Annotated in this window: 28 protein-coding genes; 6 read left to right on the plus strand and 22 right to left on the minus strand. The window is 33.3% G+C overall.

Going from position 1 to position 26,638, the window contains the following annotated elements; translation table 11 throughout:
- Positions 1 to 26 precede the first annotated feature (26 nt).
- Positions 27 to 1,442, minus strand: coding sequence for an MFS transporter (locus tag LAB100_RS05075; protein ID WP_119325625.1), 1,416 nt, complete (start codon positions 1,440 to 1,442; stop codon positions 27 to 29).
- Between the two features lie 70 nt (positions 1,443 to 1,512).
- On the opposite strand from LAB100_RS05075, the gene LAB100_RS05080 reads away from it, so the two are divergent.
- Positions 1,513 to 2,073, plus strand: a complete 561-nt coding sequence (locus tag LAB100_RS05080) for a PadR family transcriptional regulator (protein WP_119325624.1) — start codon at positions 1,513 to 1,515, stop codon at positions 2,071 to 2,073.
- On the opposite strand, the gene LAB100_RS05085 is transcribed toward LAB100_RS05080, so the two are convergent.
- A complete protein-coding gene (locus LAB100_RS05085) occupies positions 2,006 to 2,563 on the minus strand; it encodes a TetR/AcrR family transcriptional regulator (RefSeq protein ID WP_119325623.1) in 558 nt (185 codons plus the stop codon). The two genes, LAB100_RS05080 and LAB100_RS05085, sit on opposite strands and share 68 nt — an antisense overlap.
- Positions 2,564 to 2,721: 158 nt before the next feature.
- On the opposite strand from LAB100_RS05085, the gene LAB100_RS05090 reads away from it, so the two are divergent.
- Positions 2,722 to 5,043: an ABC transporter ATP-binding protein/permease gene (locus LAB100_RS05090; protein WP_119325622.1), complete on the plus strand. Its 2,322-nt coding sequence runs from the start codon at positions 2,722 to 2,724 to the stop codon at positions 5,041 to 5,043.
- 53 nt (positions 5,044 to 5,096) lie between these two features.
- Here the strand turns inward: LAB100_RS05090 and LAB100_RS05095 are convergent, their stop codons facing one another.
- The 4 genes from LAB100_RS05095 to LAB100_RS05110 all read right to left on the minus strand — a co-directional run bounded on the left by LAB100_RS05095 (position 5,097) and on the right by LAB100_RS05110 (position 9,096).
- Complete coding sequence (locus tag LAB100_RS05095) at positions 5,097 to 5,945, minus strand: DegV family protein (RefSeq protein WP_119325621.1); 849 nt, start codon at positions 5,943 to 5,945, stop codon at positions 5,097 to 5,099.
- 5 nt (positions 5,946 to 5,950) lie between these two features.
- On the minus strand, positions 5,951 to 6,481 hold the full coding sequence (locus LAB100_RS05100) for a DUF1836 domain-containing protein (protein WP_119325620.1): 531 nt from the start codon (positions 6,479 to 6,481) through the stop codon (positions 5,951 to 5,953).
- 124 nt (positions 6,482 to 6,605) lie between these two features.
- Positions 6,606 to 8,234: an APC family permease gene (locus LAB100_RS05105; RefSeq protein ID WP_162894153.1), complete on the minus strand. Its 1,629-nt coding sequence runs from the start codon at positions 8,232 to 8,234 to the stop codon at positions 6,606 to 6,608.
- Positions 8,235 to 8,535: 301 nt separating this feature from the next.
- On the minus strand, positions 8,536 to 9,096 hold the full coding sequence (locus LAB100_RS05110; RefSeq protein ID WP_119325619.1) for a TetR/AcrR family transcriptional regulator: 561 nt from the start codon (positions 9,094 to 9,096) through the stop codon (positions 8,536 to 8,538).
- 124 nt (positions 9,097 to 9,220) lie between these two features.
- On the opposite strand from LAB100_RS05110, the gene LAB100_RS05115 reads away from it, so the two are divergent.
- Both LAB100_RS05115 and LAB100_RS05120 read left to right on the plus strand, forming a co-directional pair.
- A complete protein-coding gene (locus LAB100_RS05115; protein ID WP_119325618.1) occupies positions 9,221 to 10,288 on the plus strand; it encodes an ABC transporter permease in 1,068 nt (355 codons plus the stop codon).
- Positions 10,288 to 10,956, plus strand: a complete 669-nt coding sequence (locus tag LAB100_RS05120) for an ABC transporter ATP-binding protein (RefSeq protein ID WP_119325617.1) — start codon at positions 10,288 to 10,290, stop codon at positions 10,954 to 10,956. The genes LAB100_RS05115 and LAB100_RS05120 overlap by 1 nt, the downstream gene beginning before the upstream one ends.
- A gap of 20 nt (positions 10,957 to 10,976) precedes the next feature.
- Here the strand turns inward: LAB100_RS05120 and LAB100_RS05125 are convergent, their stop codons facing one another.
- The 8 genes from LAB100_RS05125 to LAB100_RS05160 form a co-directional block, all read right to left on the minus strand.
- On the minus strand, positions 10,977 to 11,366 hold the full coding sequence (locus LAB100_RS05125) for a DUF3021 domain-containing protein (protein ID WP_119325616.1): 390 nt from the start codon (positions 11,364 to 11,366) through the stop codon (positions 10,977 to 10,979).
- 3 nt (positions 11,367 to 11,369) lie between these two features.
- Positions 11,370 to 11,828, minus strand: a complete 459-nt coding sequence (locus tag LAB100_RS05130; protein ID WP_119325615.1) for a LytTR family DNA-binding domain-containing protein — start codon at positions 11,826 to 11,828, stop codon at positions 11,370 to 11,372.
- A 10-nt stretch (positions 11,829 to 11,838) separates the two neighbouring features.
- Positions 11,839 to 12,696 (minus strand): ABC transporter permease, encoded by an 858-nt coding sequence (locus LAB100_RS05135; protein ID WP_119325614.1) that lies wholly within the window; start codon positions 12,694 to 12,696, stop codon positions 11,839 to 11,841.
- Positions 12,697 to 12,698: 2 nt separating this feature from the next.
- Complete coding sequence (locus tag LAB100_RS05140) at positions 12,699 to 13,577, minus strand: ABC transporter ATP-binding protein (RefSeq protein ID WP_119325613.1); 879 nt, start codon at positions 13,575 to 13,577, stop codon at positions 12,699 to 12,701.
- 249 nt (positions 13,578 to 13,826) lie between these two features.
- Positions 13,827 to 14,423, minus strand: a complete 597-nt coding sequence (locus LAB100_RS05145) for an NAD-dependent epimerase/dehydratase family protein (RefSeq protein ID WP_119325612.1) — start codon at positions 14,421 to 14,423, stop codon at positions 13,827 to 13,829.
- A gap of 119 nt (positions 14,424 to 14,542) precedes the next feature.
- Positions 14,543 to 15,652, minus strand: a complete 1,110-nt coding sequence (locus LAB100_RS05150) for a DMT family transporter (RefSeq protein ID WP_119325611.1) — start codon at positions 15,650 to 15,652, stop codon at positions 14,543 to 14,545.
- A gap of 148 nt (positions 15,653 to 15,800) precedes the next feature.
- On the minus strand, positions 15,801 to 16,382 hold the full coding sequence (locus LAB100_RS05155; RefSeq protein ID WP_119325610.1) for an NAD(P)H-dependent oxidoreductase: 582 nt from the start codon (positions 16,380 to 16,382) through the stop codon (positions 15,801 to 15,803).
- Between the two features lie 208 nt (positions 16,383 to 16,590).
- Positions 16,591 to 17,442 carry a YitT family protein gene (locus LAB100_RS05160; RefSeq protein ID WP_119325609.1) on the minus strand — a complete coding sequence of 284 codons (852 nt, stop codon included), beginning with the start codon at positions 17,440 to 17,442 and terminating at the stop codon, positions 16,591 to 16,593.
- Positions 17,443 to 17,582: 140 nt separating this feature from the next.
- Between LAB100_RS05160 and LAB100_RS05165 the strand changes: the two genes are divergently transcribed.
- A complete protein-coding gene (locus LAB100_RS05165; RefSeq protein WP_119325608.1) occupies positions 17,583 to 18,446 on the plus strand; it encodes an NAD(P)-dependent oxidoreductase in 864 nt (287 codons plus the stop codon).
- Between the two features lie 82 nt (positions 18,447 to 18,528).
- On the opposite strand, the gene LAB100_RS05170 is transcribed toward LAB100_RS05165, so the two are convergent.
- From LAB100_RS05170 to LAB100_RS05180, 3 genes are read right to left on the minus strand one after another with little or no spacing between them, the layout of a single operon-like run.
- Positions 18,529 to 19,455 (minus strand): sce7725 family protein, encoded by a 927-nt coding sequence (locus tag LAB100_RS05170; protein ID WP_119325607.1) that lies wholly within the window; start codon positions 19,453 to 19,455, stop codon positions 18,529 to 18,531.
- Complete coding sequence (locus LAB100_RS05175) at positions 19,452 to 20,168, minus strand: hypothetical protein (protein WP_119325606.1); 717 nt, start codon at positions 20,166 to 20,168, stop codon at positions 19,452 to 19,454. Before LAB100_RS05175 ends, LAB100_RS05170 begins: the two co-directional genes overlap by 4 nt.
- Complete coding sequence (locus LAB100_RS05180) at positions 20,158 to 22,533, minus strand: ATP-dependent DNA helicase (RefSeq protein ID WP_119325605.1); 2,376 nt, start codon at positions 22,531 to 22,533, stop codon at positions 20,158 to 20,160. Before LAB100_RS05180 ends, LAB100_RS05175 begins: the two co-directional genes overlap by 11 nt.
- Before the next feature lie 171 nt (positions 22,534 to 22,704).
- On the opposite strand from LAB100_RS05180, the gene LAB100_RS05185 reads away from it, so the two are divergent.
- Positions 22,705 to 23,259 carry a TetR-like C-terminal domain-containing protein gene (locus LAB100_RS05185; protein WP_119325604.1) on the plus strand — a complete coding sequence of 185 codons (555 nt, stop codon included), beginning with the start codon at positions 22,705 to 22,707 and terminating at the stop codon, positions 23,257 to 23,259.
- Between the two features lie 509 nt (positions 23,260 to 23,768).
- On the opposite strand, the gene LAB100_RS05190 is transcribed toward LAB100_RS05185, so the two are convergent.
- The 5 genes from LAB100_RS05190 to LAB100_RS05210 form a co-directional block, all read right to left on the minus strand.
- A complete protein-coding gene (locus LAB100_RS05190) occupies positions 23,769 to 24,596 on the minus strand; it encodes a putative RNA methyltransferase (protein ID WP_119325603.1) in 828 nt (275 codons plus the stop codon).
- 8 nt (positions 24,597 to 24,604) lie between these two features.
- The gene (locus LAB100_RS05195) at positions 24,605 to 25,168 is read right to left on the minus strand and encodes an SOS response-associated peptidase family protein (RefSeq protein WP_119325602.1); all 564 of its coding nucleotides are present in this window, start codon (positions 25,166 to 25,168) and stop codon (positions 24,605 to 24,607) included.
- A gap of 129 nt (positions 25,169 to 25,297) precedes the next feature.
- Entirely contained in the window at positions 25,298 to 25,720 is a 423-nt protein-coding gene (locus LAB100_RS05200) for a DUF805 domain-containing protein (protein ID WP_119325601.1), read from the minus strand.
- 11 nt (positions 25,721 to 25,731) lie between these two features.
- A complete protein-coding gene (locus LAB100_RS05205) occupies positions 25,732 to 26,076 on the minus strand; it encodes a fluoride efflux transporter FluC (RefSeq protein ID WP_119325600.1) in 345 nt (114 codons plus the stop codon).
- Positions 26,069 to 26,494: a fluoride efflux transporter FluC gene (locus LAB100_RS05210; RefSeq protein WP_119325599.1), complete on the minus strand. Its 426-nt coding sequence runs from the start codon at positions 26,492 to 26,494 to the stop codon at positions 26,069 to 26,071. Before LAB100_RS05210 ends, LAB100_RS05205 begins: the two co-directional genes overlap by 8 nt.
- Positions 26,495 to 26,638 lie beyond the last annotated feature (144 nt).

Consider the following 26,638-nt stretch of genomic DNA (forward strand, 5'->3'; position numbering starts at 1 on the left):
TTTATTTGCTGTAAAAATTTTGTAAATTATTTAGTTGCACGTCGATGCCATAGAAAAATAGCAACCAGCAAAATCACACTGATCAAACATGAAAGGCCAAAAGTAATATGCATTCCATCAATAAACAATTGTGGATTTTGTGGTGTATACGATTTAACTCGACTGCCATTAAGTAATGACATTGATCCAAATAATAAGGTCGTAGACATTGCTGATCCAACAACCATTCCTACTGTTCTGGCTAGACTATAAACACTACCAGCCGAACCATAATCTTTTTCAGATACATTGCTCATTACCAAAACATTGTTTGGAGAATGAAACAATCCATTGCCTAATCCTGCCAAAGCTGCTCCAATTGCAAAAATCAAAATCGTATTATTAAGTCCACTAATAACATAGAAGATTTGTCCAAAACTAATAATTCCCAGACCAATTAAAGTTATCTTAAAAGGATCATGATGATCTGACAAGCTTCCTGAAATTGGTGCTACAAATAACTGTACTACAGGAAAAATCAATAAGAAAAAGCCACTGAATAAAGGACTGAATTGTCGAGCATTTTGTAAATAGAATGGTGCAATAACATCAAAAAAGAAATCGACAATAAAGACCATAAAACAAGCTAACAATTGCATCGTAAACCATCTATTCTTAAACAATGAAACAGGTATTATTGGTGCAGACTGCTTCCCTTCATAACGATATAAAGCAATTAAAAGAATCAATCCCAGAATCGTCATTGTTAGAATACGCCAATCATTCCAACCCCATTGCTGACTCAACAAAATTCCTATGAACATACTGCTAAATCCAATCAGCAGTAAAATAGAACCAGTTAAATCAAATCCATGACTAGGATATTTTTTATCCAATTTATTAGGTAAATATTTCAATAAAATAATCGTTGCTATGAAACCAATCGGTACATTCAACCAAAAAATTATGTGCCATGGAAAAAAGTTTAGCAAAATCCCACCGATACTAGGACCGATAATACCGCCAAGTGAAACAAATGATCCCATCCAACCTAGAGCTTGTCCGCGTCGATTGTCAGGAAATACTTCAACAATTATTCCGTTAGAAGTTGCCATTGTCATAGCCGCCCCTATCGCCTGTAAACTACGTGAAATAATTAAAGTTAACCAGCTAACTGACAAAGCACACAAAGCAGAACTAATGACGAAAATAATTGTTCCCCACTTAAAGAATTTAATCTTACCGTATTTATCCCCAAGTTTTCCAAAAATCATCAAAGTACTGCTCATTACGATCAAATACATCGTTACGACCCAATTGATCAAACTCATATTAGTACTCAATGCCTTACTCAAGATTGGTAGTGCCACAGTTACGATGCTACTATCTAAAGTAGACATAAAAATAACGATCCCAATACCAATTAGGATCATTGTTAAATTTCTATCTTTTATCTGTTTCATAATTACCCTCAATACTATATATTAATATATATAGTTTAATATACATTTTCTAAAAGTAAAGGTGAATAAAATGGCTCGTTCAAATACACTGCAATATATGATTTTAGGATTACTGACTAGACAACCAATGACCGGGTACGACATAAAGCAAACTTTTGATCTGGAAAAAGCTGAATTTTGGAGTGCTCCTTTTAGTCAAATTTACCCCGAATTAAATCGACTACTAAAAGGCAACCTAATTCATCTGATTGAAACTGATACGACCTCACGAAAAAAGACCTATCGCATTTCTACTCAAGGTCTGACACATTTTAACGAATGGCTAAATGAACCATTGTCTACAAGTACTAATCAATTAAATAATGATGATTTCGTCTTAAGATTACATTTTCTAGGCAAAGAAAATTCAGATACTTTGTTGTCACTTTTTCAATTAAGACGTCAAACTATCAAGTTGGAAATAGCACAATTAGAACTAGAATTAACTGAAGTAGTAAATCATCCCGAACAATATGGCCATGAATTTATTATTAGAAAAGAGCTTACTAATAAAAAAGACGATCTTAAACTTCTGAATTCTTCTCTGAAAGAAATAAAGACCTCTTATCCTGAAGATTATCCGCAAAAGTAATTTTAATAATAATCTGGGTTAATTCATCTGGTGTTTCTTTCATACCATTTTTTACCCAGCGTTTTAAAATTCCTTGCATCCCTAGCATAATAAAGGTGTCTTGATATTCGTTGAAAACCGAGGGGCGTTCCAATGAATGATTCATCGAATTATGCATCTTATCCAATAGTTTTGTCTTACCCTCGACAAAAACTAAATTACTGATTTGGGGATTTTCATAAAAACCAGTTAACAAGTTTCTAATCGCCTTAACCGGAGATATTCCTTGAGGCAAGTCGACACTATTCAAAAATTCACTTTCGATTTTATCAACACACATATAAATATCATCATAATAGCGATAAAAAGTCGTACGATTGACTTTCGCCTTTTGACAGACCTCGGTGACCGTAATGGCATCGATTTTTTTTTGCTGCAAAAGCGATAAGACCGTCTTTTGGATATTCTTTTTAGTTTGTTGTGCACGCTTATTATTCTTTGTTCCGACCATATTCTTCACTCCCAAAAGTGCAACACTTTGTCTCAATTTGATGATTGAATTTTACAAATAATTTTTTTATTATATGAAACACGGTGTTGAAATAATGACATTTTAACAAAAAACTTGTTATACTACACTAAAATCTTAAAGTCAGAGGGAAATAATTAATGCTGGAATTAAAACATATTAAAAAGTATTACCATGTTGGTGATTCTGTCACTAAGGCCTTAGACGATGTTTCGGTTGCCTTTCGTAAGCAAGAATTCGTCGCTATCCTAGGACCTAGTGGATCAGGTAAAACTACTATGTTGAATGGCATTGGTGGGTTAGATATCTACGATTCCGGAGATCTAATCATCAATGGTAAATCTACTAAAGACTTCACTGAATCCGATTGGGACGCCTATCGAAATAATTCCGTCGGCTTCATTTTCCAAAGTTATAATATCATTGGTCATTTAAGCATTCTTGATAATGTCGAAATGGGAATGACTTTAAGTGGCGTGGGCAATGAAGAAAAGAAACAAAAGGCACGTGAAGCCTTAGAAAGAGTTGGTTTAGGTCCACACATCAACAAAAAGCCTAACCAGTTATCAGGTGGTCAACTACAAAGAGTTGCTATCGCTCGTGCTATTGCAAATGACCCTGAAATTCTGCTCTGTGATGAACCAACTGGAGCTCTTGATACTGAAACCAGTGAAGAGATCATGCAGTTGATCAAAGAGTTATCAGCTGAACGCTTAGTTATTATGGTTACTCATAACCCAACTTTAGCCAAAGAGTACGCTGACAGAATTATCAATTTTGCTGATGGTAAAATCATTGACGATTCTAATCCATTTGTTGAAGATATTTCTCAAGACAATTTTGAACTCAAGAAAACTAAAATGACTTTCTGGACAGCCTTGAAGTTGTCATTTACTAACTTAAAAACTAAAAAAGCTCGAACGGCATTAACTGCTTTTGCTTCAAGTATTGGTATCATCAGTATTGCCATTGTTTTGGCCCTATCTTCTGGTTTCCAAAAACAAATCGACAAAACCCAAGGTAATACCCTTGCACAATTTCCAATTACTATTTCACAAACTGCTTCTAAGCAAACAGCCCCAACTGATAAAGTAAAGAATTCTAATTCTAAAAAAGTTACCGCTAAACTTAGTCAACAGGAAAAATCAACACACACTAATAAGTTGAACAAGAGCTACTTAAATTACATTAAAAAGCTTGATCCTGAATTGAGCAAAGATGTTACTTATAACTACTCCACTGGAATGAATTTATTAACTAAAGATGGTGACAAAGTTAAAACTGCTCAATTTTCCAACACGAACAGTTCAAGCTCTATGAGCGGAATGTCTGCTGCTATGGCATCATCAACCGGTATTGGTGGCTCTGTTTATCCTTCGTCTGACAATAATGGCTTAACTTTCCTCAAGAAGCATTATAAAGTTATTGCTGGTTCAATGCCTCAGAATGAAAACGATGTTATTTTAATCGTTGACCGCGACAATTCTACTAATATTAACGCTCTAAAGAATCTTGGCATGAACGTTAAAGATAATCAAAAACTTAATTTCAATGATTTAGTTGGTAAAGAATTCAAAATTGTTTCTAACAACGACTACTACAAAAAAGTTAGCGATAATCTCTACACGCCAAATTCTAATCTCTCCGATATTTACAATAATAACAATAATAAAACTGTAAAAATTGCTGGAATTTTGAAGGTTAAATCTAAATCTTCAGAAAACATTCTTTCATCTGGTATCGCTTATAGTGACAAGTTGACCCAAGATATTATTCAAACCAATAAAAATTCTGATATCGTTAAAGCTCAAAAAGCCAGTGATGCCAATGTTCTCACTGGTGCTAACGTTGACGACGCTACTAAATCTACTTTAGTAAGCTACTTAGGCGGCTCAACAACGCCTTCAAGTATCATGATCTATCCAAATACTTTTAAGAATAAAGACAAAGTTCTCAATTACTTAGATAAGTACAATCATGGCAAGAAGGAATCTAACAAGGTTATCTATACTGATTTGGCCGGTCAAGTTTCTAATTTAACTGGTGGTCTGATGGACGCTATCACCTATGTCTTAATTGCCTTTGCTGGTATTTCGCTGGTAACAAGTATGATTATGATTGCTATCATTACTTATACTTCAGTTCTTGAAAGAACTAAGGAAATTGGTATTCTAAAAGCTCTAGGTGCTAGAAAGAAAGATATTACACGCGTCTTTGATGCTGAAACAACTATCTTAGGTGTTTCTTCTGGATTATTAGGTGTAATTATTGCTTGGTTAACTACCTTCCCTATTAATCTTATTTTGCAAAATATGACTGATTTGAAGAATGTTGCTCAACTAAACCCTGTTCACGCTTTAGTATTAATAATTATTAGTACTGTATTAACCGTTCTTGGTGGACACATTCCTGCTAAGATGGCTGCTAAAAAAGATGCCGCAACTGCACTTCGTTCTGAATAATCCCACTAAAAAATCCCGAAAATCATAATGATTTTCGGGATTTTTATTTTCATTTATATTTTAACTACGGCAACTCCAATTAAGCCGGGACCAGTATGAACTCCTAATGCTGGACCAACCTGTTCAATAAATTCCTGACTACCAGAAATTCCATTATCATGCAGGATATCTAACATATTTTTTCCACCGGCTTCATCAGCACCATGTCCAATTCCAATCAGATACTTTTGATCGTCACCAATAAACTTTTGGGCATATTCAAGCATCATTTTTTGACCCTTTTTCATCCCTCTAGCTTTAGCAGCAATCGTATAAGTACCATCAGGTCGACAAGTGATGATGGGGGCTAATTTTAACATTCCACCAACCGCTGAAGCCACGGCGCTAATTCTTCCACCAGCTCTTAAATAAGTTAAAGTTGGAATACAGAAATAAACGATCGCATTTTGACACATTTTTTCAACTTGAGTAGCGACTTCTTCAAAATTCTTACCTGCGTCAACTAAATTTTTTGCACCAACGGCAATTAAACCTGAGGCAATTGCGACTACTTTCGTATCAAAATACTTAGAAACAAAACGATCATCATCTTCTAAAAAGACTTTCAAAAAATTGAACGTTCCGCTCAAGCCGGATGAAACTGAGATTGAAATAATATGTGTATATCCATCTTCAGCAATTCTATCCAAAGTATTCTGAATTGATTCACCTGATGGTAATGAGGTCTTAGGAATTTCAACTGGCAAATTTTCATAAACTTCTGCAGCAGTAATATCAACACGATCTAAATAAGTTTTATCATGGTAAGCAATTTGCATTGGTAATTCATAAATTCCAGTTTTTTCAAGATATTCCTTTGGCAAATCGCAACAAGAATCTACCAATACAGCAATCTTTTCCATTTTAATTAGCTCTTTTCATCTGAATTATTTTCAATCATTAAGATTTTTTTCGTAATTAATTTCGTGGCAAATGCCATCGTTACCATTTCAACCATCAAATAAGCAGAAGATTGATTTTTTTCAGATAAAACTTGATTCTCTTCACGATGATTTAACATTCGCAAAGCAACTTCTTGTTTATCACAAAAGAAATCATAGGCTTGATCAATACCACCATTTAAGCGTGTCATGACTTGTAGGCCTTCTTCTATATCGTTAATAGAAACGACTTGTTTTAAGAAAGTTATAGCAATCAAATAGGCTAAATGCTCACGAGTATACCGTTTCTTTTCTGGATGAGGCAACAATCCGTTTTTGACATAATTATTAACCATCGAAGTCGTCACCACGGGACCATCATCCAACCAGATTGGACCAATATACTTATCAACTAGTGTTAATAATTGATCACGATATAAATCCAGTTCAGGAAGATCATCAAACCTTGGTAATCGAAAGTTTTCTATTTTGTCTAACCATTCTTGTAGTTCATCCATCAAAAAGCGCCCCTTTTGTAATTACTTTTATAATTTATCATAGTTATCTTAACTATTCAATCTAGTTTTTAAAACTAGGTTGAATAATATATTATTTAAAAAACAAAAAAAGCCTTGAATACTACTACTCAAGACTTTCCTTCAAATCATGTTCTCTCCAGCCTAAAACAATAACCATTGCCAGGCCGGCAGCTGTTAATAAAATGATATAACCAATATTACGACTGAAATCGCCACTGCCCAAGTACAAGTCTCCTAGTAGAGTAGCTAAAACTGCTACCCAGATACCAACTCTCTGAATCCTTGTAAAAGCTGTGCCAGTTTGACTGCGTCTTTCTCTCTTCGTAATGTATGGTAATACAAAACCTAAACCAATTAAAACAATAATGGCTACAAAATTAATAACCAATTCATACCACCACATTGATGATCCAAAAGGAACATCTTGTGGACCTACCGCGGCAACCGTTGCTACACCAGTAAGAATCAGACACCACCAACCGACTACTAACGATAGAGTTTTATTTTTAATATAAACATATCCAGAACTGTACTTATCGTCATTCATTCTAACCTTAATAAAAGACCAAAAAATCCAACAAGTTACACCCGGAGAAATAATTCCATTAAGATTCAATAACCAATTAAAGATATCTTTCATATTTGGTAATAAAATACCTAAGAACATAATGAAAGCACTCAATCCAACTGTTAAAAGATAGCCATTGATTGGTAACCCAGCTGAATTAGTTTTTCTCAAGAACTTCGGCATATATTTGTTACCAGTATCAGAAATCAACATTCTCGTCATCGCATTTAATAAGACGGCTAACAGTGCAGCTAGATAGAAGATTTCAGTAAAAGCAAACAAATACATCAAAGTATTCCCCATATGAAATCTTTGACCTAAAGCTTGAAAAGCATAGTAAGATCCATTGATTTTTAGATCATCTGGTAAATGGTAAGCATTAAAAAATACTCCCAAAGAAAATGAACCAAAGATAGTCAAGAATCCTGTCATAATCGACAACATAATCATAGCCTTAGGAAAATCTCGATTTGGATTACGCATCTTCGTTACAAATGGAGCAATTCTTTCAGCACCATTAATAGCAAAAATCAAAAATCCTAAAGTCGTTAAATAATGTAGATTAAATGTTGGCACAATTGTGTGAACTGTTAAAGGCTTAGTGGCAATATGACCACCCATTCCTAAAGCTGTCACTGTCATAATGACAAATAAAACTGTCATTCCAAACATGGCAATTCCACCAATTGTACTCAGTACTTCCAACGAATGCTCAAAGCGTGATTGAATAATTATGAAAAAGATAAAAATCAATAGAGTAAACAACGCAAAACGACTGTTCGACATCTGCGTTTGTAATTTTGCATTGCCATTAACGACCCATCCCAAAGCCACAGCAATGGTATTGGCTGTATCTACCACATAGGGTATTGAAGCAGCCCAGTAAGTCCAAGCAGCAAAGTAACCTAAAAATTCTCCACTGGTTTCCCTGACCCACGATGTTAAACCTCCACCGTCGTCATCAAACGTAGAACCTAATTGTCCTACCATCAGTGAATACGGAATAACATACATGAGAATCATGATGATCCAAGACGTTATAACGCCCATTCCTTGATTTTGGAAATTGTAGGTCAGATCATCGAACCCAACAACTGTCACAAAATCCATAAGAGCCAACACTGGCCAGCTAATGTACTTCTTCTTTGTATCTAATTCTGTCATGGCGTTTTCCTCAAGTGAAAATAAATCATTCTTTCTAATTTATTCACCTAACGGTTAATTCAAATATACAATATTTTTAGAAAAATAGTAGAAAAATGATTTAAAAATATAAAAAAATTTAAGCGCTTACTTACCCGACATGACCGCAATCTCAACTGATTGACCTTTTGGTATACATTATGGAAAGTTAAGCAACTCGAAATATTTTACCATAAAAAAACTAGCTATGATATAGAAATATTTTTAAGGTATGAATCTAATAAAAAACAGTCATTATTCAAATTTAATTGACATAAATTTTCTACCCTTTCCTATCAACTTCTAGAGTTGAAAGTAATAGCTTATCCGCCAAATTTGCTAACTTATTGGTATCGAAATTTTCCTGTCGCAATGATATGTGTAATACCCCCACCATACCCCAACAACAATAATTAAGAATATATTCTGCATCCTCTGGATGAATAAAAGGAATAACTCGTTTACCATTATTAACCGTTAGTTCAATCAACTTTGCCATCAGTTTTGAATCGGGATTACGGCATAATATGCCCAACATCTTTTGATTCTCATTAATATATTGCATTACCACTTTAAAAAAAGCCACTCCTATTACTTCCTTGTCATCAGGTATCTCAAACTCAGATAATATTTGCGAGAAGTGTTCCATGATATAATCTTCAGTCCTGTGTAGTAAATCATAGATATCCGTATAGTGAAGATAAAAAGTTCGGCGATTAATATCTGCTCGATCCGTAATTTCTTTAATAGTTATTGTTGTAATAGGCTTTTTTGACATTAAATCTATAAAGTTTTCCCGTATTAACCTCTGAGTTCTTCTTGTTCGACGATCATTTTCGTTCATAATTAGCCTCATTTCACAGCACAGTTTCATATGATGTGTGTATTAAAACACAAAATGAAACTGACTGTTTATTGTTCTAAGATGATTTTCTCCTTAATATTAACAGCATCAAGGAGGTATCAACATGTATTTAACTTTAAAAGAATTAAGACATGACAAATTAAAATTCACAGCACTGGGACTAATTATTTTTTTAATTGTTTTCTTAGTGTTATTCATCACCGGTTTAGCCAATGGATTGGCCAACGACAGCGGTTCAGCAATCAAGGAATCTTCAGCTCAAACTTTTGTTTTAGAAAAGAACTCGCAAGCTCGACTAAACCGATCAACCTTAAATAACCAAGATTGGAAAAAGTTTTCTAACAAATATCATCACAACGCTGCTAAATTAAGCGTCAATCAGATGACAATTCAAAAGGCTTCACAAAAGAATAAAAAAACTGATATCACTTACTATACAATCAACGCAGATAGTTTTTTAAATCCTAAAATCACCGATGGACAGAAACTTACCAACAAAAATAACAATCAAGTAATTGTCAGTTCCAAGTTAAAAGCTGAAGGCTATAAATTAGGAGATAAGTTCAAAGACTCTACTAGTAATCAGGCCTTTACTATCAGTGGCTTCACCAAGAATCAGGCTTACTCACATACTCCAGTAATCTTTTTGAATCAAAAACAAACTCACAGAATTTTACCGCAAGTAAATAGTTTCAATACTATCGCTTTGAAAGCAAAAAACATCAAAAATTCCAACTATCAAGTGGCAAATAAAAAGTCTGTTATCAACGCTATTCCCGGATATTCAGCTGAACAGGGTTCTCTATATTTAATGATTGGTTTTCTTTATATTATCTCCCTCTTTGTCTTAGCAGTATTCTTTTACATTATTAATCTACAAAAGCTCAGTGATTTTGGAACTTTGAAAGCTTTAGGAACAAGTACAGCTTATCTTGTTAAGCACGTTTTATCAGAAATGAGTTTACTTTCAATTAGTTCTATCGTAATTTCTTCAGTAATTACTTACCTAATTAAGTTAAAAATGCCTGCTACAATGCCATTTGATCTCAGTCCAACGATTATTTTAGGAACAGGTATTTTATTCTTAGCAATCACATTGATCAGTGCAATTTTATCACTTATTAAAGTTATTAAAGTCGATCCTATTACAGCCATTGGAGGTAACAACTAATGAATAACGTCTTAGAACTAAAAAATATTATTAAAAATTATCCTGATGGTCAACAAGTTAATGAAGTCTTAAAGGATATCTCGTTTCATGTTCAATCTGGAGAATTTGCGGCAATTGTTGGACCCAGTGGTGCTGGTAAAAGTACTTTATTAACAATAATGGGAGCACTTTTAAGTCCCAGCTCTGGCCAAGTTTTGTTAAATAACGAAGACATCAGTCATCTATCGAAAAAACAACAAACTTCCATTCGACTTAATAATATCGGGTTCATTTTTCAAAATTCCGATTTAATACCATATCTAAAAATCTCTGAACAATTACAATTCATCCAAAAGATTTCTTCTAAACCAGCTATCGATGCTAAAGAAATTCTTGTTAAGTTAGGCTTAGAACAACGCTTAAGCAGTTATCCTCGAGTTCTTTCTGGCGGTGAAAAACAACGTGTTGCCATCGCCCGCGCCTTGGTCAACCAACCAGAATTGATTCTTGCCGATGAACCAACCGCTAGCTTAGATTCCAAAAGAGGTCGTGAAGTTGTTCAAATTATTCAACAAACCGTCCACGAGGAAAACAAAGCTGCTGTAATGGTAACTCATGATGAAAGAGTTTTGGATCTTGTAGATTCCGTTTGGCAAATCGAAGATGGTAAATTAAAAAAAGTGAGATAATAATCTCACTTTTTTTATTGTTATTTTTTATCCTTTCGTTTCCGTATCTGTGTATTTAAACGTTTCATATCAGCAAGCTGTGACACATATAGTCCAACCCAAACTGCAATATATATTAATAAGAACCCTAGCAAACCAGCTAGTAAATGCATCGACCACCAACCATTATATATAGTCATTATCATTACTAATCCCGCTGTAATAATGAAATGTATTAAAACTTCTAATAGCATATTCCATTCAATCTCAAATATCATTGATATCCAGCCGATACCAATACTCATGATCCAAATACTAATAATATTCCGAGAGGTAACTATCGATGATCCTACTACCGTTAAAACTGCTAAATATGTCAACGATCCAATTAATAGTCCTATCACAGCATACTTAAAAAGTTTTCTTATCATTTTTCACATCCCCAGACTTTTCTTTAATTCAATTAGATACTTTCGACTAACGGTTAATTTTAAATTTTTATCTAAAAAGGCCATCATGTTACCTGAAAAGGATGCTTCCAGTGAATTCAAATGATTCAAGTTAATAATCGTATTTTTAGAAATCTGAATAAAGTCATTATTAGACAATCGTTGTAGCATACTTTTCAATTTGCCACGCAATCGATAATCTTCTTCAAACGTATAAACAGTTAACTCATTTTCATAAACTTCAATAGCAATAATTTTATCAGCTGGAATCATCATTACTTTTTCATTCACCGTCAAAGGAATTACATCAAGGTGACTATCTATATTTTCAAGTAGAGTAACTATTTTTTGCACATCAGGTGATAAACTCTTAGATTCAATTGATATTTCTATTTTATCTTCAGGCAGTTCTTTGTTTTGATGATAATTAATCCCTATTTTCATAATCTATCCTCTAAATTTTACTTACAACCATGTTTTTATTACTTCTGTATAAAATAATACCTAATACAGAAAGAATTATTAATGATAATAATAAAATCTTCATATCATTAGTAGAATTACCACTAATAATTAAGCCCATCTTTTGTTTGAAATTTGCTACCATTTTTTGAGGAACGCCGTTAAATACTTTTGTTAATTGATCATTCACCATTACTTTTCTAAATAATGCTGCATTATACGGGACGGGTGTTATTTTCATTAAATCTTTGGCAAAGTTTGGTAAGTTTCCAATCGGTATATATACTCCTGCAAAAAAACCTGAGGCTGTACCAAGAATGGTATTAATATGTCCTACAGTATTAACGTTCTTAACGAATGATAATAAAACCATATTAAAAATAGACCATATTAAACTACTAAAAACCATAATTAAAAATACTGGTAAAATAATCGTTCCATCTAATTCTAATCCATCGGCTAACATAAAATAACTTTGCATTACGATATACATAGCAATCTGCATTATCAATCCTATCAACCAGGCACTAAATAAATAAGCCAAATGTATTTTAGTATAGGATTGGTCAGTCAGAATCAAATCTGCTAAACGACTATTTTCTCTATCCTCTACCATCATACTTAATGCACTACCAGTTGTAATAATAGCAGTAACCGCTAAAGTACCACCCATCAACCACAGGTCAAGTAATTTCACAGTTCCATTAAATGAATTCCACGTTTGTATCATCATTTTTCTCAGAAAAATCAAATACAGAACAAATGAGATTAAAGCTCCCAACAAAGAAAAGAACACTCTCGTTTTACTACTAAAAAATAATCTTAAATTACGTAAAAGCAATCCATTCATATTTATTCCACCTTTTCCCCTGTTATATTCACAAAAATATCATCCATATTGCCTTGACGATATTCAAAACCAGAAATATTATTTTTTATTTTATTTAGCAATACAATTGCATTTATTTCATCGATAGGAATAATTATTTGATTTTCCTGTATCTTGTAAGAAATGTCTACTAAAAATTTTAATACTCCTTGAACATCATCAGTAGTCACATTCAAAATGTTTTGTGCAAAATCTTTTTTCAGATTATCAACAGTGTTGGCTGAAATAATTTTTCCGTGATTAATTACATAAACAAAATCAGCATACTCAGCCTCTTCAAGATAATGGGTTGTCAAAACAATTGTCAACTTAGTATCTTTTCTCAAATCATTTAAAATTTTCCATATTAAATTACGCGTTTGAATATCCAATCCTGTAGTAGGTTCATCTAAAAATAAAATCTGAGGTTGATGTATTAAAGCACGTGCAATATCTACACGCCTCTTTTGTCCACCCGACAGATATTTATATTTTTGATTACATATTTTTTCAAGATGAAATTTGTCTATCCAATAATTTAAACTATTCGACTTTTTCTTATACATTCTTTGTCGACTTAACAAATTTTGTTTGACTGTTAATTCTTGATCCAAAACACTATTTTGAAAAACCACTCCTATCTTTTGATGATATTCCGTATCATTAGGTTTTAATCCCTGCAAATCAACTATTCCTGTCGTCGATTTTATTATTCCTGTCAACATATTTATTGTGGTAGATTTTCCTGCTCCATTGGGACCTAAAAAAGCTATCAATTGCCCTTGATAAATTTTCAAATTTATATCGTCAACAATTACTTTTTGATTTATTTTTTTAGTAAGATGCTCAACTTTCAATAACATATAATTTATCTCCTTAATTTATAGACCAAATTATATGAGAATTCTCTAAATAAATATCATGCTTTTGGATAAGTGGTAGATATTCACTATTAAAATGTAAAAATCAAACAGTAAAAAAGGGCACAATTCAATTATTGAATTATGTCCTTTTTACTGTTTGATCACCATCTATAATTCTTCAGGTATGCCTCATACTGTTCACTACTGAATGATAGTAACTAAGTTATACTTTATATCAATTTATTAATTTTATAGTTTATCAATATCTTCAACACCCAATGTAACGTTTTCCTTAGCATTTTCAGCTGCATCCAAACCTGCTAAAGCTACCATATCTACTGGTAAACTTCTATGTGCTTCAGTACTATCGACTTTATCATCGGCAGATACCATCGTAGCCGGTCTTAAAATAACGGTTCTGAATTTACGTTTATTTAAATTCTCTTCCGCATCACGTTTTGTTTGAATATATCTCTTGTTAGCTCCAGGAATATCGTCTGCTGAAATATAAACAAATACGGGAACATTATTTTCTTCAGCTGCATCGGCAATATTCAATGCACTTTGGTAGTTAACTTTTTCAAAAGTTAGGTTTTCGTTAGGTTGTTCCCGATATTCACCAACTGTATCAATGACTATATCTGCATCCTTTAAGTACTGTGTCCAAAAGCCCTTTGACAAAGCATTCCCTATTTTCCAATCAACTTTCTTGATCCAAGGATCATTGCCCAAAGGTTCGCCAGTTCTAGAAACACTAGTTACCTCTGCTCCATCCTCAAGAAATTGTTGAGCAAATTCTCCTCCAACAAATCCGTTAGCACCAAAAATTACTACTTTTTTTACCATTTCTAACTCTTCCCTTCCAGTTAAAGTCAGGTTGTTTTGAAACCGTTACCTTTATAATAGCTCAATGAGTTCAAAAAAAATAAGATTATGCGTAATTTGCATAATCTTATTAATTATTTTTAATCTTCAGAAGGTAATTCGTGGCTTTCACGTTTAGCTTCTAATGAATCACGAACTGCTTCTTCAGTAGCCTTACGACGTTTAGCAAGTTCACTGTTTTCAATTTTATCTTTAACAACCTCTAATTCATCAACTTCTTGATGAGCCTCAGGGTTATTACGTCTAAAGATAGCCATAACACCGTATGCAATTTTCTCGCCCATAAGTGTAACTAATGAACCTAACAAGATAACTACAATACCAACAATAGTATTAGCAGTCATAGCTTCGCCAAGGATCAATAACGATAAAACTGGAGCCAAGGCTGGCTTAACTAGGAATATAAGTGATGCTTGTAAGATGCCGACTTTTTCCATTGATAAGAAATAAAGTCCAAAAGCAACACCAGTTACCAAGACAGAAATATACAAGATCAATGGTAATGTTTGTAGAGAAATACCTTTGAAGAAAGGAATATTAGCAAATTCAGAGTAATTGCTTGGAATAGCTCTTGCAACGGCTGGTAGATGACTGATTCCCATGAGGATACCCAATTCACCTGATCCAAATAAAAAGGCCAGACAAGTCATTGAAAGACCATTTAAGCCAATCTTGCCACCATTAACACGTGACATAACTCCATAAATACCAAAGATAATAGATGATAATAAACCTAACATAATACCCATTGCACCAGATAAGTGGAATGGATTAATAATAATCAGTAATCCAACTAATGTCAGAACTAATGCTAAAACATTAGTTCTGGATAATTTTTCTTTTAGGAATACAAATCCAATAATCAATCCGAAAATTGGATTAGCACTCAACATAATTGCAATGACTGATGCTTTTGTCATTCCAATTGAGAGTTGATACAAAGTCATACTTAATACAACAATGACGAATCCTGTTAAAGCGATACGACCCCAACCCGATTTAGAAATTTTTACATGGTTCTTTTTTAGGTAAAGAATAGTAAATGGTAATAATGCCAGTCCACCAATTAAGAATCTAACGAAATTCAACTCGATTGGATTAAACTGTCCACCAGCAATCTTCAACGCAATTTCCATTGAGCTGAATAGAAATGTTGGTATCAAAATGTATAGAAAACCCTTTAAATTCAAAACTTAATTTCATCCCCATTTTTGTAAGTCAATAAGCTTAGTGTACTCCTCATTTTGGGGTCTCAAAAAATGAAAATGTTTTCAAGTCCAAAAAAGTTCTCAGCACACTATCAAAATAATGCTGAGAACTAATTAATTGTTTCATATATTATTTATTATTATATAATTCCGGAATGTTATCCAAGAACTCTTCACGAGCTTCATCACTAGTCTTATTAACCTGACCAAAATGAATCCAATTAACATTTTTAGCTTCAATTCCCAAATCTACCAAAGTACGATTAATAAAGACATTTTCGATTGGATCACCACAATCCTTCTCTAAATATTCCTTCGTAACAGTTGAGGTAGTTATAACAGTGACTTTTTTAATATAAGTCAATAATCCCTTCCAGCCGTTATCTTCATTATAAGCAAAACCATTTAACATCGTCTTATCTAAAAAGCCCTTCAACATGGCTGGCAAGTTTTGCCACCAAATTGGAAAAATGAACACTAATTCATCGGAAGCAGCAATTTTACGCTGATAACGTTTGACTAATTCATCATCGGTTTCCCCTTGGCTATATTTTGCCAAATCTTTTTCGGAAAGGATTGGATTGAAGTTGTCCGAATAAGGATCGATTATTTCAAACTCTTCATCATTCTTCGAAAAAGAATTCGACAATCTATTTAAAATCTCATGGTTAAAACTTCCTACATAAGGATGAGTATAAATAATTGTTTTCATAATATAAAATCTCCTCGTTACTTCTTCATATTCAGATTATATTATGTTTTTGAGGATTTCCAGACCCAAAAATCAGTGATATTTATATCCAATTTTGAACCAAGCTATAAAGCCCCAAGGGTTGCTACATAAGTCATAGGCTTGATTTTTCTTGAGAAAAAAATATACATAAATTATATTATTTCAATAATTTATGTATATAGTATTTTTAATTATCGTTAAATTTACCTGAAATAGACATGGTTGGTTGGATATTGATAAAGGCATTTGGATCAACACTCATAATGATTTTTTTAGCAAAGAACAATTGATACTTAGTCAAAACCATAGTAATTGAACCAATTTCTTCACCTGAATAAGCTCCCTTCAAGTGATAATCCAAAGTCAAACCACGATTCAATGACTTCAACAATTCCTGTGAGATTTCATCTATTTTATGCGTATAAACAGTAACGGTGATCTTTTGTTGCTGAATATACATTTTATCAATCACTACATTAGTAATATAAATTGAGATGATTGTATATAACGCTAATTCCCAACCAAAAGCAAAACCTGCAATCGTAATAATGATGGCATTGATAGCAAAACTAACTTGGCCAACCGAATGTCCTGTACTTCTTTGAACGATCAAAGCAATAATATCTGTTCCTCCTGTAGAGAAACCATAACGAAAACATAAGCCAATTCCCGCTCCTGATAAAATCCCTCCAAAGACGGCTGATAAAAGGGGATCTTTGGTAATTGGATATAACGGAATAATCAGGATAAATAACGAAGCCGAGACAACCGAAATAATCGAAAGAATTGTAAACTTCTTTCCTAATTTGAACCAAGCTAACAATATCAGTGGTAAATTCAGTAAAGCGTACCAGAGATAGACTGGTGTATTTACATGAGAAAATTCTGACAATAAGTTAACGATCAACTGTGAGGCACCAGTTACTCCACTAGTATAAAGTTTTGCCGGCTGTAGTAATAATTGAATCCCTAAAGCCGAGGTTATTCCATAGAATAAAGCTGCTAAAATACTTTTGTAATAGTTCTTTATGAAATTCATGAAATCCCCTCCCATATTATATTTGATTAGACATCACAAGAATTATAGCAAACAAGCCCCTCTAAAAAATAGACCAAACATATCATTATTAACAACTTATTTCGTATAATATAATCAATTTAGTGATTGGAGGAATTATTATGCAAAAAATTGGTTTCATTGGTACAGGCGTTATGGGTAGCGGTATTATTAATAATCTTCTAAAGGCAAACTATAATGTTGATATTTATACAAGAACCGAATCAAAGGCAGAACCCTTAATTGCCAAGGGGGCTAAATGGTTTTCAGATCCAAAGGACATTGCTAAAAGTGCCGATATCATTTTTACAATGGTAGGTTTCCCTCAAGACGTTGAAGATGTCTACTTCAAAGATAATGGAATTTTTTCCGGTTTAACTAAAGGAAAAATCATCGTTGATATGACAACAAGTACTCCTACTTTGGCCAAAAAAATTGGTGAAAAAGCTGAAGAAATTGGTGTCCAATCAATTGATGCACCAGTCTCTGGTGGTGATGTTGGTGCTAGAGATGGTAAATTGACCATTATGGTTGGTGGCTCGAAAGATGCCTACCAAACCTTGCAACCTATTTTTGAAATTATTGGTAAAAACAACCACTACTTTGGTTCATATGGTGCTGGTCAACATGCCAAAATGGCTAACCAAATTATGATTGCGGGAACTATGACTGGTTTAACAGAGATGTTTGTTTATGCTAAAGCAGCTGGTCTTGATCTACAATCAGTTCTTGAAACCGTTGAAGGTGGTGGCGGTGATAACTGGAGTCTTGAGAATTATGGACCTCGTATTCTAAAAGGTGATTTTAAACCTGGATTTTATTCCAAACATTTCTTAAAAGATCTCCGAATTGCTTTAGATGAAAGTGAAAAAATGAATCTTGATCTTCCGGCTACTAAGCAAGCCAAAAAGCTTTATGAAACTTTAGTTGATGACAAAAATCTAGGTAACGATGGAACACAAGCTCTTGTTAAATTATGGTGGTAATTACACTTTAAGAATACCCGTGTAGCAACTACACGGGTATTTTTTATTGCTCAAAGATTGATTGATGTTTCTTCATACACTTTCACTCTTTATTGATTTTTAAATTCATCAATTTTTGCATTAACTGTAAATGATGCATCAATGACAATTTTTTTACTATTCCCAAACCGGGAAACTTATCCTGTTGATTATATTTCAAAAGTTCTCTTAAGGCTGGTGTTGAATTCAAACCATGAACATTCTTATCACACCAAATCTGCATTTTTTTCAAAGCCTCAAAGAATTTTTGTTTTTGCCCACTCATATGCTCATTACTATCCGAAACAAAATGATGAATTCTAAGACTACCATCTTCAGAAACATAAATTAAATGTAAGGCAATTGCTCGTGAAGGCATCCCTTTATCAAAATAAACATGTCCCACCATTGAGTAATCGCTAAAACCATCATATCCATCAATTTGGCGATACCACAAAGCTGGTTCAAAAAATTCATCTTCCAAATCAGAATAATCCTCAACATGTTTTACAAAAGTTAACGGATCAATAAGCAAGGTTGCCTTATTCTTTACCAATTCATGCATTCTAGCAACATCAGGTATTAACACCTTATCCACAGAATTCAAAACTTGGCTCTTTTGATAGGCTTTCAACAGTTCAAAATTAGAAACAATCAATAAAGATTCTTGCTTTGTCGTTGTTTTTACAAAATCACTACTAAAATCTGCCGCCAGAATTGCGCTTGGATAATAAAAGTCTAAGTTATCAACATTGGGCAGTGGATAAAGTTTCGTATCATTCAGACCATATACACTGACTTGAGGATTAGAAATAACACTGAATGGTTGTTTTTTATCAATAAAAGTTTTCACAGTCTGCTGCAACTCTTTAGAATCACGAACTGGCTCAATTATAGGCACTATTTTTTTGCCCAATTGGTCCTTTTCACAGAGTTCCTTTAATGCCAATAAATCATACATTCGTCCTCTAAAATAAGGAAAATAAATCATAATCTATCTCCTAAATCAGGTTGATCCAATTGATCCAATTTCAACTTCAATTCTTGATATTCAGTATTTCTAGCATCTAATTCGTCTTGCAAGGCTTCAATAGCGTCATCTCTTAAATCATCTAAAAAGCGATCGTATAAATTATGCTCAGGTTTATACACATCATATCCAGCTTTAGATCGTTTTTTTAATTCCTTAAATAACCTATCATCAGAATATAATTGTAGCCCCTTTTCAACCTTCTTAGCTTTATCAACTTCTCTAAATAAAGACGCTATAAAGTGACTGGTCAATTTCTTCTCATCAACTTGTAATTCTTGGTACTGGGCTTTTTTAGCAACAGTTAAAAATCCTGGTGCTCGTAAAGTCTGGGGAGAGTTTTCTACTGCTTTTTTGTCGAAAGCTCGATAGATCAAAACTCCGATATGGCTAGGAATCTCTTCTGCAACTTCGTTATACAATTTTTGTGGCAAAACAAAATAATTGTAATTGCCGATAAAAGACAATTTGGCTTTAGAATGAAAATCACTCTTGGTTACTTTTAATTCATAACAGCGCCATTCGATTCGTTCATCAGGTAGTTGTTGATAACTCAAAGTATCAACAATTCCTTTTTTATCAGGCATTGATACTTCTTCAACTACATATGAACCTTGTTCATAGCAATATTGATATAATGTACTTTCTAAATTTTTGGTTAATTTAGTCTTCATTACGTCTTCCTTTCCAGAAGTTATTAACAGTCCCTGTTAATTGTTGCAATGATTGTATTTTTCGATAATACTGCCAATGCTGTGGAAATAGTTGTGTATAACGATTGCTACCAAACCTCTGATCTAATAACAAAATAATTCCCTCATCATGACTACCACGAATCAATCTACCGGCCGCTTGTAAAACATTATTCATTCCTGGCATCTGATAAGCATATTCAAACCCATGTCCATTTTTATTATCGTAATAATCTCGAATCAAATTATTCTCAGTACTTAAGCCTGGTAAGCCAACACTGACTATCGCTACGCCAATCAACCGATTTCCACGAAGGTCTATTCCCTCCGAAAAGATGCCGCCAAGCACACAAAAGCCAACTAAGGTTTCTTCAGGCTCATCTTCAAACTGGTTCAGAAAATCTAGGCGAGCTGCATTGTCCATCTCCCCTTGTTGAGAGATTACATCTACCTCTGGATAAGTCTTTTCAAAAACTTCTCGAATTTGCTTTAAGTAGCTGTATGAAGGAAAAAAGAATAAATAGTTACCTGTTTTAGCATCAATTAATGTCTTTAAACTTTGGATTATATTATCTTGACTGAATGGTCGTTGACGATAGGTAGTTTGAATATATTGAGTAATCAAAATTGCCTGATTTTTAGCTGGAAATGGCGATGGTAACTGGTAAGCCAAACTATTATCTTTACCACCGAGTACGCTTTGGTAATAATCCATTGGCGATAAAGTGGCCGAAAATAACACCGCTCCTAGACCCAAATTAAGTGATTGATCGATAAAATGGCTCGGATCAAGACATATCTCTTTAACCTCCATATTCTTATCATCTAAAAAAATTCTAGTTTTGAAACTATCATCATATAACGCACCAATTTTTACGAAGGTTAAACAATCAAAGAAGAAATCCTTCGCTGAATCCAAGAAATTTGACGGTTTCTGTTCCTGCAACCACTCACCCATGAAATCATTAAACTTTCCCATTGTATTGATCAATTTATCCGGAGCATCTGTCGAGATTTTTTCTTCAAGATCATCTTCTTTTAGGACCTTTTTCATCTGATTAAAAACTCGCCGTACTTTTTTGAGTTGTTTTTGAAAATCTTCACTTGATTTGTTCTTGATTGTTTTGGCCGTTTTTAACAATCCAGCAATTTTTTGATCACTAACTTCAGCGGAATACATCGCACGAGAACGGCTAACTAAATTATGAACTTCGTCAATTAAGAAAAAATTATCAGTATCTTTTTCAATAAAAAAGCGTTGTAAATAAACTAATGGATCAAAAAGATAATTGTAATCGCAAATTATAACGTCACAGAGTAAAGAAGCATCTAGCGAGAATTCAAATGGATCAACCGTATGTTTGCGAGCATATTCTTCAATAGTAGATCTAGTTATTGCATCTTCGTTGGTTAATAAATCGGCTAAAGCTGGCTTTAAACGGTCATAATACCCTATCATATATGGGTTTTCTTCCGGTGGCATGTCTTGTTCTTCTGGAAACCGTATCTTATCTTTAGCTGTTAAAGTAATGCTTTTTAACCTCAATCCTTGTTTCGCCATCAATTCAATTGTTTCTTCAGCTACATGACGTGTACTCTGTTTGGCAGTTAAATAAAACAATCTTTGAACTTTTTCTTCACCCATTGCTTTTATAGCTGGAAATAAGGTTGAAATAGTCTTACCAGTTCCAGTTGGGGCTTCGACAAATAATCGTTTCTGATAGACGATTGTCTTATAGACAGCAGCTGCCAACTCATGCTGCCCTGTCCGAAATTTTGGAAAAGGAAAATCTAGTTTTTTTATGGAATCATTTCGTGTCTTACGTAAATTAGCCCTTAAAACTAACCAATACTCATATTCATCAATCAACTGCTGAAAAAAATCAGTCAGTTCATTTCGACCTAACACTTTCTCTTCAGTAGTTACTTCTTCATTACTAACTTGAAAATAAGTTAACTGTAACGTTACATGTTTTAATTCTGGATGTTCCTTTAAAATAATATACCCATAAACCTTTACCTGACCCCAGTACAATTCCAAAGTATTATCACTAAGTTCATCAAATGGTTGATCAGAAGTTTTTATTTCTTCAATAATTATTTTATCGGAAATTGAAGTTATTCCATCAGCACGACCTGAAATAACATATTCCGTATCATTCATAGTTACATTCGTCTTTAGATATACTTCACTTTCATAATCCTTATCTTTAGAACGAGACTTTTGCAGACGACGATGGATTCGAGCACCATTTTGGGCAGTATTTTGACTATTTTTAACTTCATTCAAATCACCACTTCGTAATACAAATTCTACTAATTGGCGAATTCCAATTTTGGTCGTCATGAACTACCTCCTAAAATTACTATTTAACATTGTAAAACATACGTTCGAGTTTGTCCTTAAAATTCACTACTTGCCCAATTTTTTTTGGATATTTATATTAAAATCACTGACGATAAACAAAATAATATATATAATATGTCTCATTGATTAAATTTTAGGGGATTTATATTAATGACAACTGAAACAAAAGTGATTTTACAAAAATCATTGTGCAACGTTCTTCATCATAAGAATATCGATAAGATAACCGTCAAAGATATCGTTAATGATTGTCATCTAACTAGACAAACTTTTTATAATCACTTTTCAGATATTTATGATCTAGTTGAATATTCCGCAAGTTCAACAGCCAAAAGAGTTTTAGATGGTAGGGCAACCTACGATAATTGGCAAGCTGGATTTTATGACATTATGATTTTAATAAAGCAAAATCATCGTTTAGCAAAAAACGTCTATCAATCTATCTATCGCGACGTGATGCGAAAATATATTTATAAAGTTATTTATGGTTACATCATCGTTATAGTCGAAAAACAATCACAAGATATTCGTGTCGATCAAAGTCATAAGGATTTCATCGCTCATTTTTACAGTCTAGCCTTCGTTGCCATAATCTTTGACTGGATCAATAATGACATGAAAGATGATCCTAAAGAAATAGTTGACCAAATCAGTGTTTTAATAACGGGTGATTTTCAAAAAGCATTACAAAATTATGCGAAATGATTTATCAAGGTACTGTATTCTTTCTCGAATTTAGTTATAACGAATATCAACTAAATTGGTTAAAGGATTCCGTCGTCCGCAAAAAATCTGTGGGCCACTGAGGGCTCACAGATTTTTTACTCCCGACTATATTTCCTGATTCTAAACAACCACGATTACTCCGATGAAAATATTGAACTTTTAATAAAAAGAGCAGCATCTATTAAGAGATTCAGGCATATTTTACATACCTCGAATACCCTTCAATAGATTCTGTTCTTCTTTTTTATCTATAATTTAAAATTAAAAGATTAACAAGACAAAACACTAGCCCGGAACAACAAAGTCGATGGGCTCAGTAGTGAAATTTTTCTTAGTTGGCGTTTTGCGCCAGCTTAGAAAAAGGTCGAGATTTGAAACAATTGTGAACTTCAATTGGTTCAAATTCGTACCCACTACGTTCCAGCCCAATCGACTTTGTTGTGGAGGGCGGCAAATTTAACAACATTCATACAAATTAAATATCTAAATTATTTTTGACGACCAACTAAAATCGTTGAGCCAACAGTTATTTGATTAACCTGACTCCAATCAATTAAGTTATTATCTACGTTAAACAATAACGGTGTCATATTGATAAAAGCTTCTCTTTCTTTGGGAGAAACATCATAAGTCTTCGTAGCATCAATTTGATCAACTAGGTCATAATGCTCCTCAAAATAGTCTAAAACTCTTTGATTAGAGTACTTCTCTTGCTTTAATTGATCCTTAGCTTGTTTTCGTAATTCTTGGACATGATACTCATTGGGAATAACCTTTAAAACGTAACCATTTTTGAGAATTCGATTGAACTCATTGTAATTAGCTGGAGAAAATATATCGATAATACCATCGATTGAGTCTGCCTGTATTGGAAGGTGCGCTAAATCACCAATAAACCACTTTACCGGAGTGTTAGGACCTTTTGCAGCTAACTGAATAGAATCCTTGGAAATATCAAATGCTAAAACCTCTCTGTCAGGTAACTGAACAATCTTTTTGGAATAATAGCCTTCACCACAACCAACATCTAGAACATTATTTATTTTTAGATCACTTATTAATTGCAATAACTTTTGAGCAATGTGATCATACATCCCTTGTTCCAAAATCAAATGACGATTCTCAAATGAGGCTAAATCATAATTTTTTTGTTGTTTATTATTTAAAACAAAATCAACATACCCCTTTTTGGATATATCAAAGTTATGCCCTTGTGGACAAATCAAACTATTATCACTTAAAGATAATTTTTCTCCACAGATCGGGCACTGAAAAAAATCATCACTATTACTAAATTTTTGAATTTTACTATTCATAAAACACCTTATTCTTCCTGGGATACTAATTGTGGCATTGCATTGCTTAAAAAACTATTGGCAAATGCATCGTCATATATCCATGCATTAATTTGATCCTTTCTTAATATCAGTGGCATTCGATCATGGATTTTGATCATTGATTCATTAGGCTCGGTTGTAAATAAAATACTCTGTGGTTTCTCATCAAAGTAATTATAACAACCAGCAATAAATAAAGTTTGAGGATCATTACTGAAATTGAATTTATACTTTTGTTTTGCTTTGCTCCATTCAAAAAATCCAGTCGTTGGATAAACACAGCGCCTATTTTTAAAAGAATCCGCAAACATTTTTTTCTGACGAACTGTTTCTGAACGAGCATTAATAATTGCTTGTCCGGTCTTAAATCCAGGAAATCCCCATTTCATTGCCACGACCTGAACTTGACGTTGTCCTGCAATTATCAAGGCCGTTTCATCGGTGGGAAAAACTTCACCAGTTTTAGGTTTAAAACCAGCATCTACTGCCAACTGGTAAATTCTTTTAATTTCAGGATTCTTATCAGGTTCAAACATATAACGTCCGCACATAATTTTTCTCCTCAGATATATTCTCACTATTAATTATGCCCCAAAAGAGAATTAGAACCTAATCAATATTTTCAAATAAAAAAAGTTACTCACCAATTAGTAATCAGTGGATAACTTTATAAATAATTTTTAAATATCTTTAGGCCATTGATTTCCAAAATCACGTTGAGGAAGACAAAGTAAAACTATCAAAGCAATCTCACCAACGAACGGAATTAAGCTAATTAAAAGCCACCAACCATGCATCTTTCGATCATGTAGACGGCGAATCATGGCTGTAAAAATTGCTATCCAGTAATACCCCATCGTAATTGCTAAGGCTACTCCCAAAATAGTGCTCCAATAATAATCTTCAACTGGCATTTTGGTAATTGCCCAAGCCAATAGCGCCATAATAACGTAAGCTACGACCGTCATACCTAAATATCCCCACCAAAAATCCTTACGGCTCATTCTTTTAGCACCAATAAATAAATCTTGAAAATATAATCTAGTTGATGAAATAATTCCTGGTCGAAAACTCTCGTTCCATACTTGTTCTTTCATTTGCATTTAAATTTCTCCTAAATATGAATACCGACTACAAAACCTAAAATACCAAAAACGTAAGTCAAAATAAAGTACCAAAAACAACGCCATACTCGATGTTGAAACCACAACTGACTTAATTCCATGTTGAAAGTTCCATAAGTAGTAAATCCTCCACAGAATCCGGTACCTAATAGTAATAATATCGCACCGTTATGAATTTGTGCAGTGAAGATACCCAAAAGTAAGGCTCCCAAAATATTAATAAGTAACGTAACGATTGGAAAATCAATTTTGATTTTTGACTGTTGTAGCGTCAATTCATTTCTTAAAAAAGCTCCAACAGTAGCACCAAATCCTACTAAAAGAAAGTTAGTCATTATTATGGCCTCGCTTTCTCTTAGCATAATCATTGAAGGCCTGCCCTGCTGCCCAATAGTTTCCTAAAATTGCCAAGGCAAAGCCGCCAACTAAGGTAACAGTTAAATATATAAATAACAACCACCAATGACCAGAAGCATATAAATGATAAGTATCAGCCGTAAAAGTTGAAAACGTGGTATATGAGCCCAAGACCCCAGTACTCAAGGTTAAAACAACTCTTGGTGATAAATTATATCGATCTTGTAAATAATGAATTAAAAATGGTAGAACCAATGCCCCACTTAAATTGGCAATTAAAGTTCCCAAAGGAAAACCATTACTTGTTTTAAAAATAAGGCTTTCTAAATAACGCAAGTCGCTTCCAATAAAGGCACCGATGAATAAAAATAGGAAAATTTCTCCTCTTTTTCGCATCTCCTATTAATTCCCTTCTCATAAAAGTCACAATAATATTTAAATTAAAAAATCCACCAATTCTCAAGCGAATTGATGGACTGAATAGTTTAAATAAAATATTTAAGCTATATTTTTAATTTATAAAAAATTATGTCCGAACTC

This window comes from Companilactobacillus musae (assembly GCF_003967595.1).
In the GTDB taxonomy this organism is placed as follows: domain Bacteria; phylum Bacillota; class Bacilli; order Lactobacillales; family Lactobacillaceae; genus Companilactobacillus; species Companilactobacillus musae.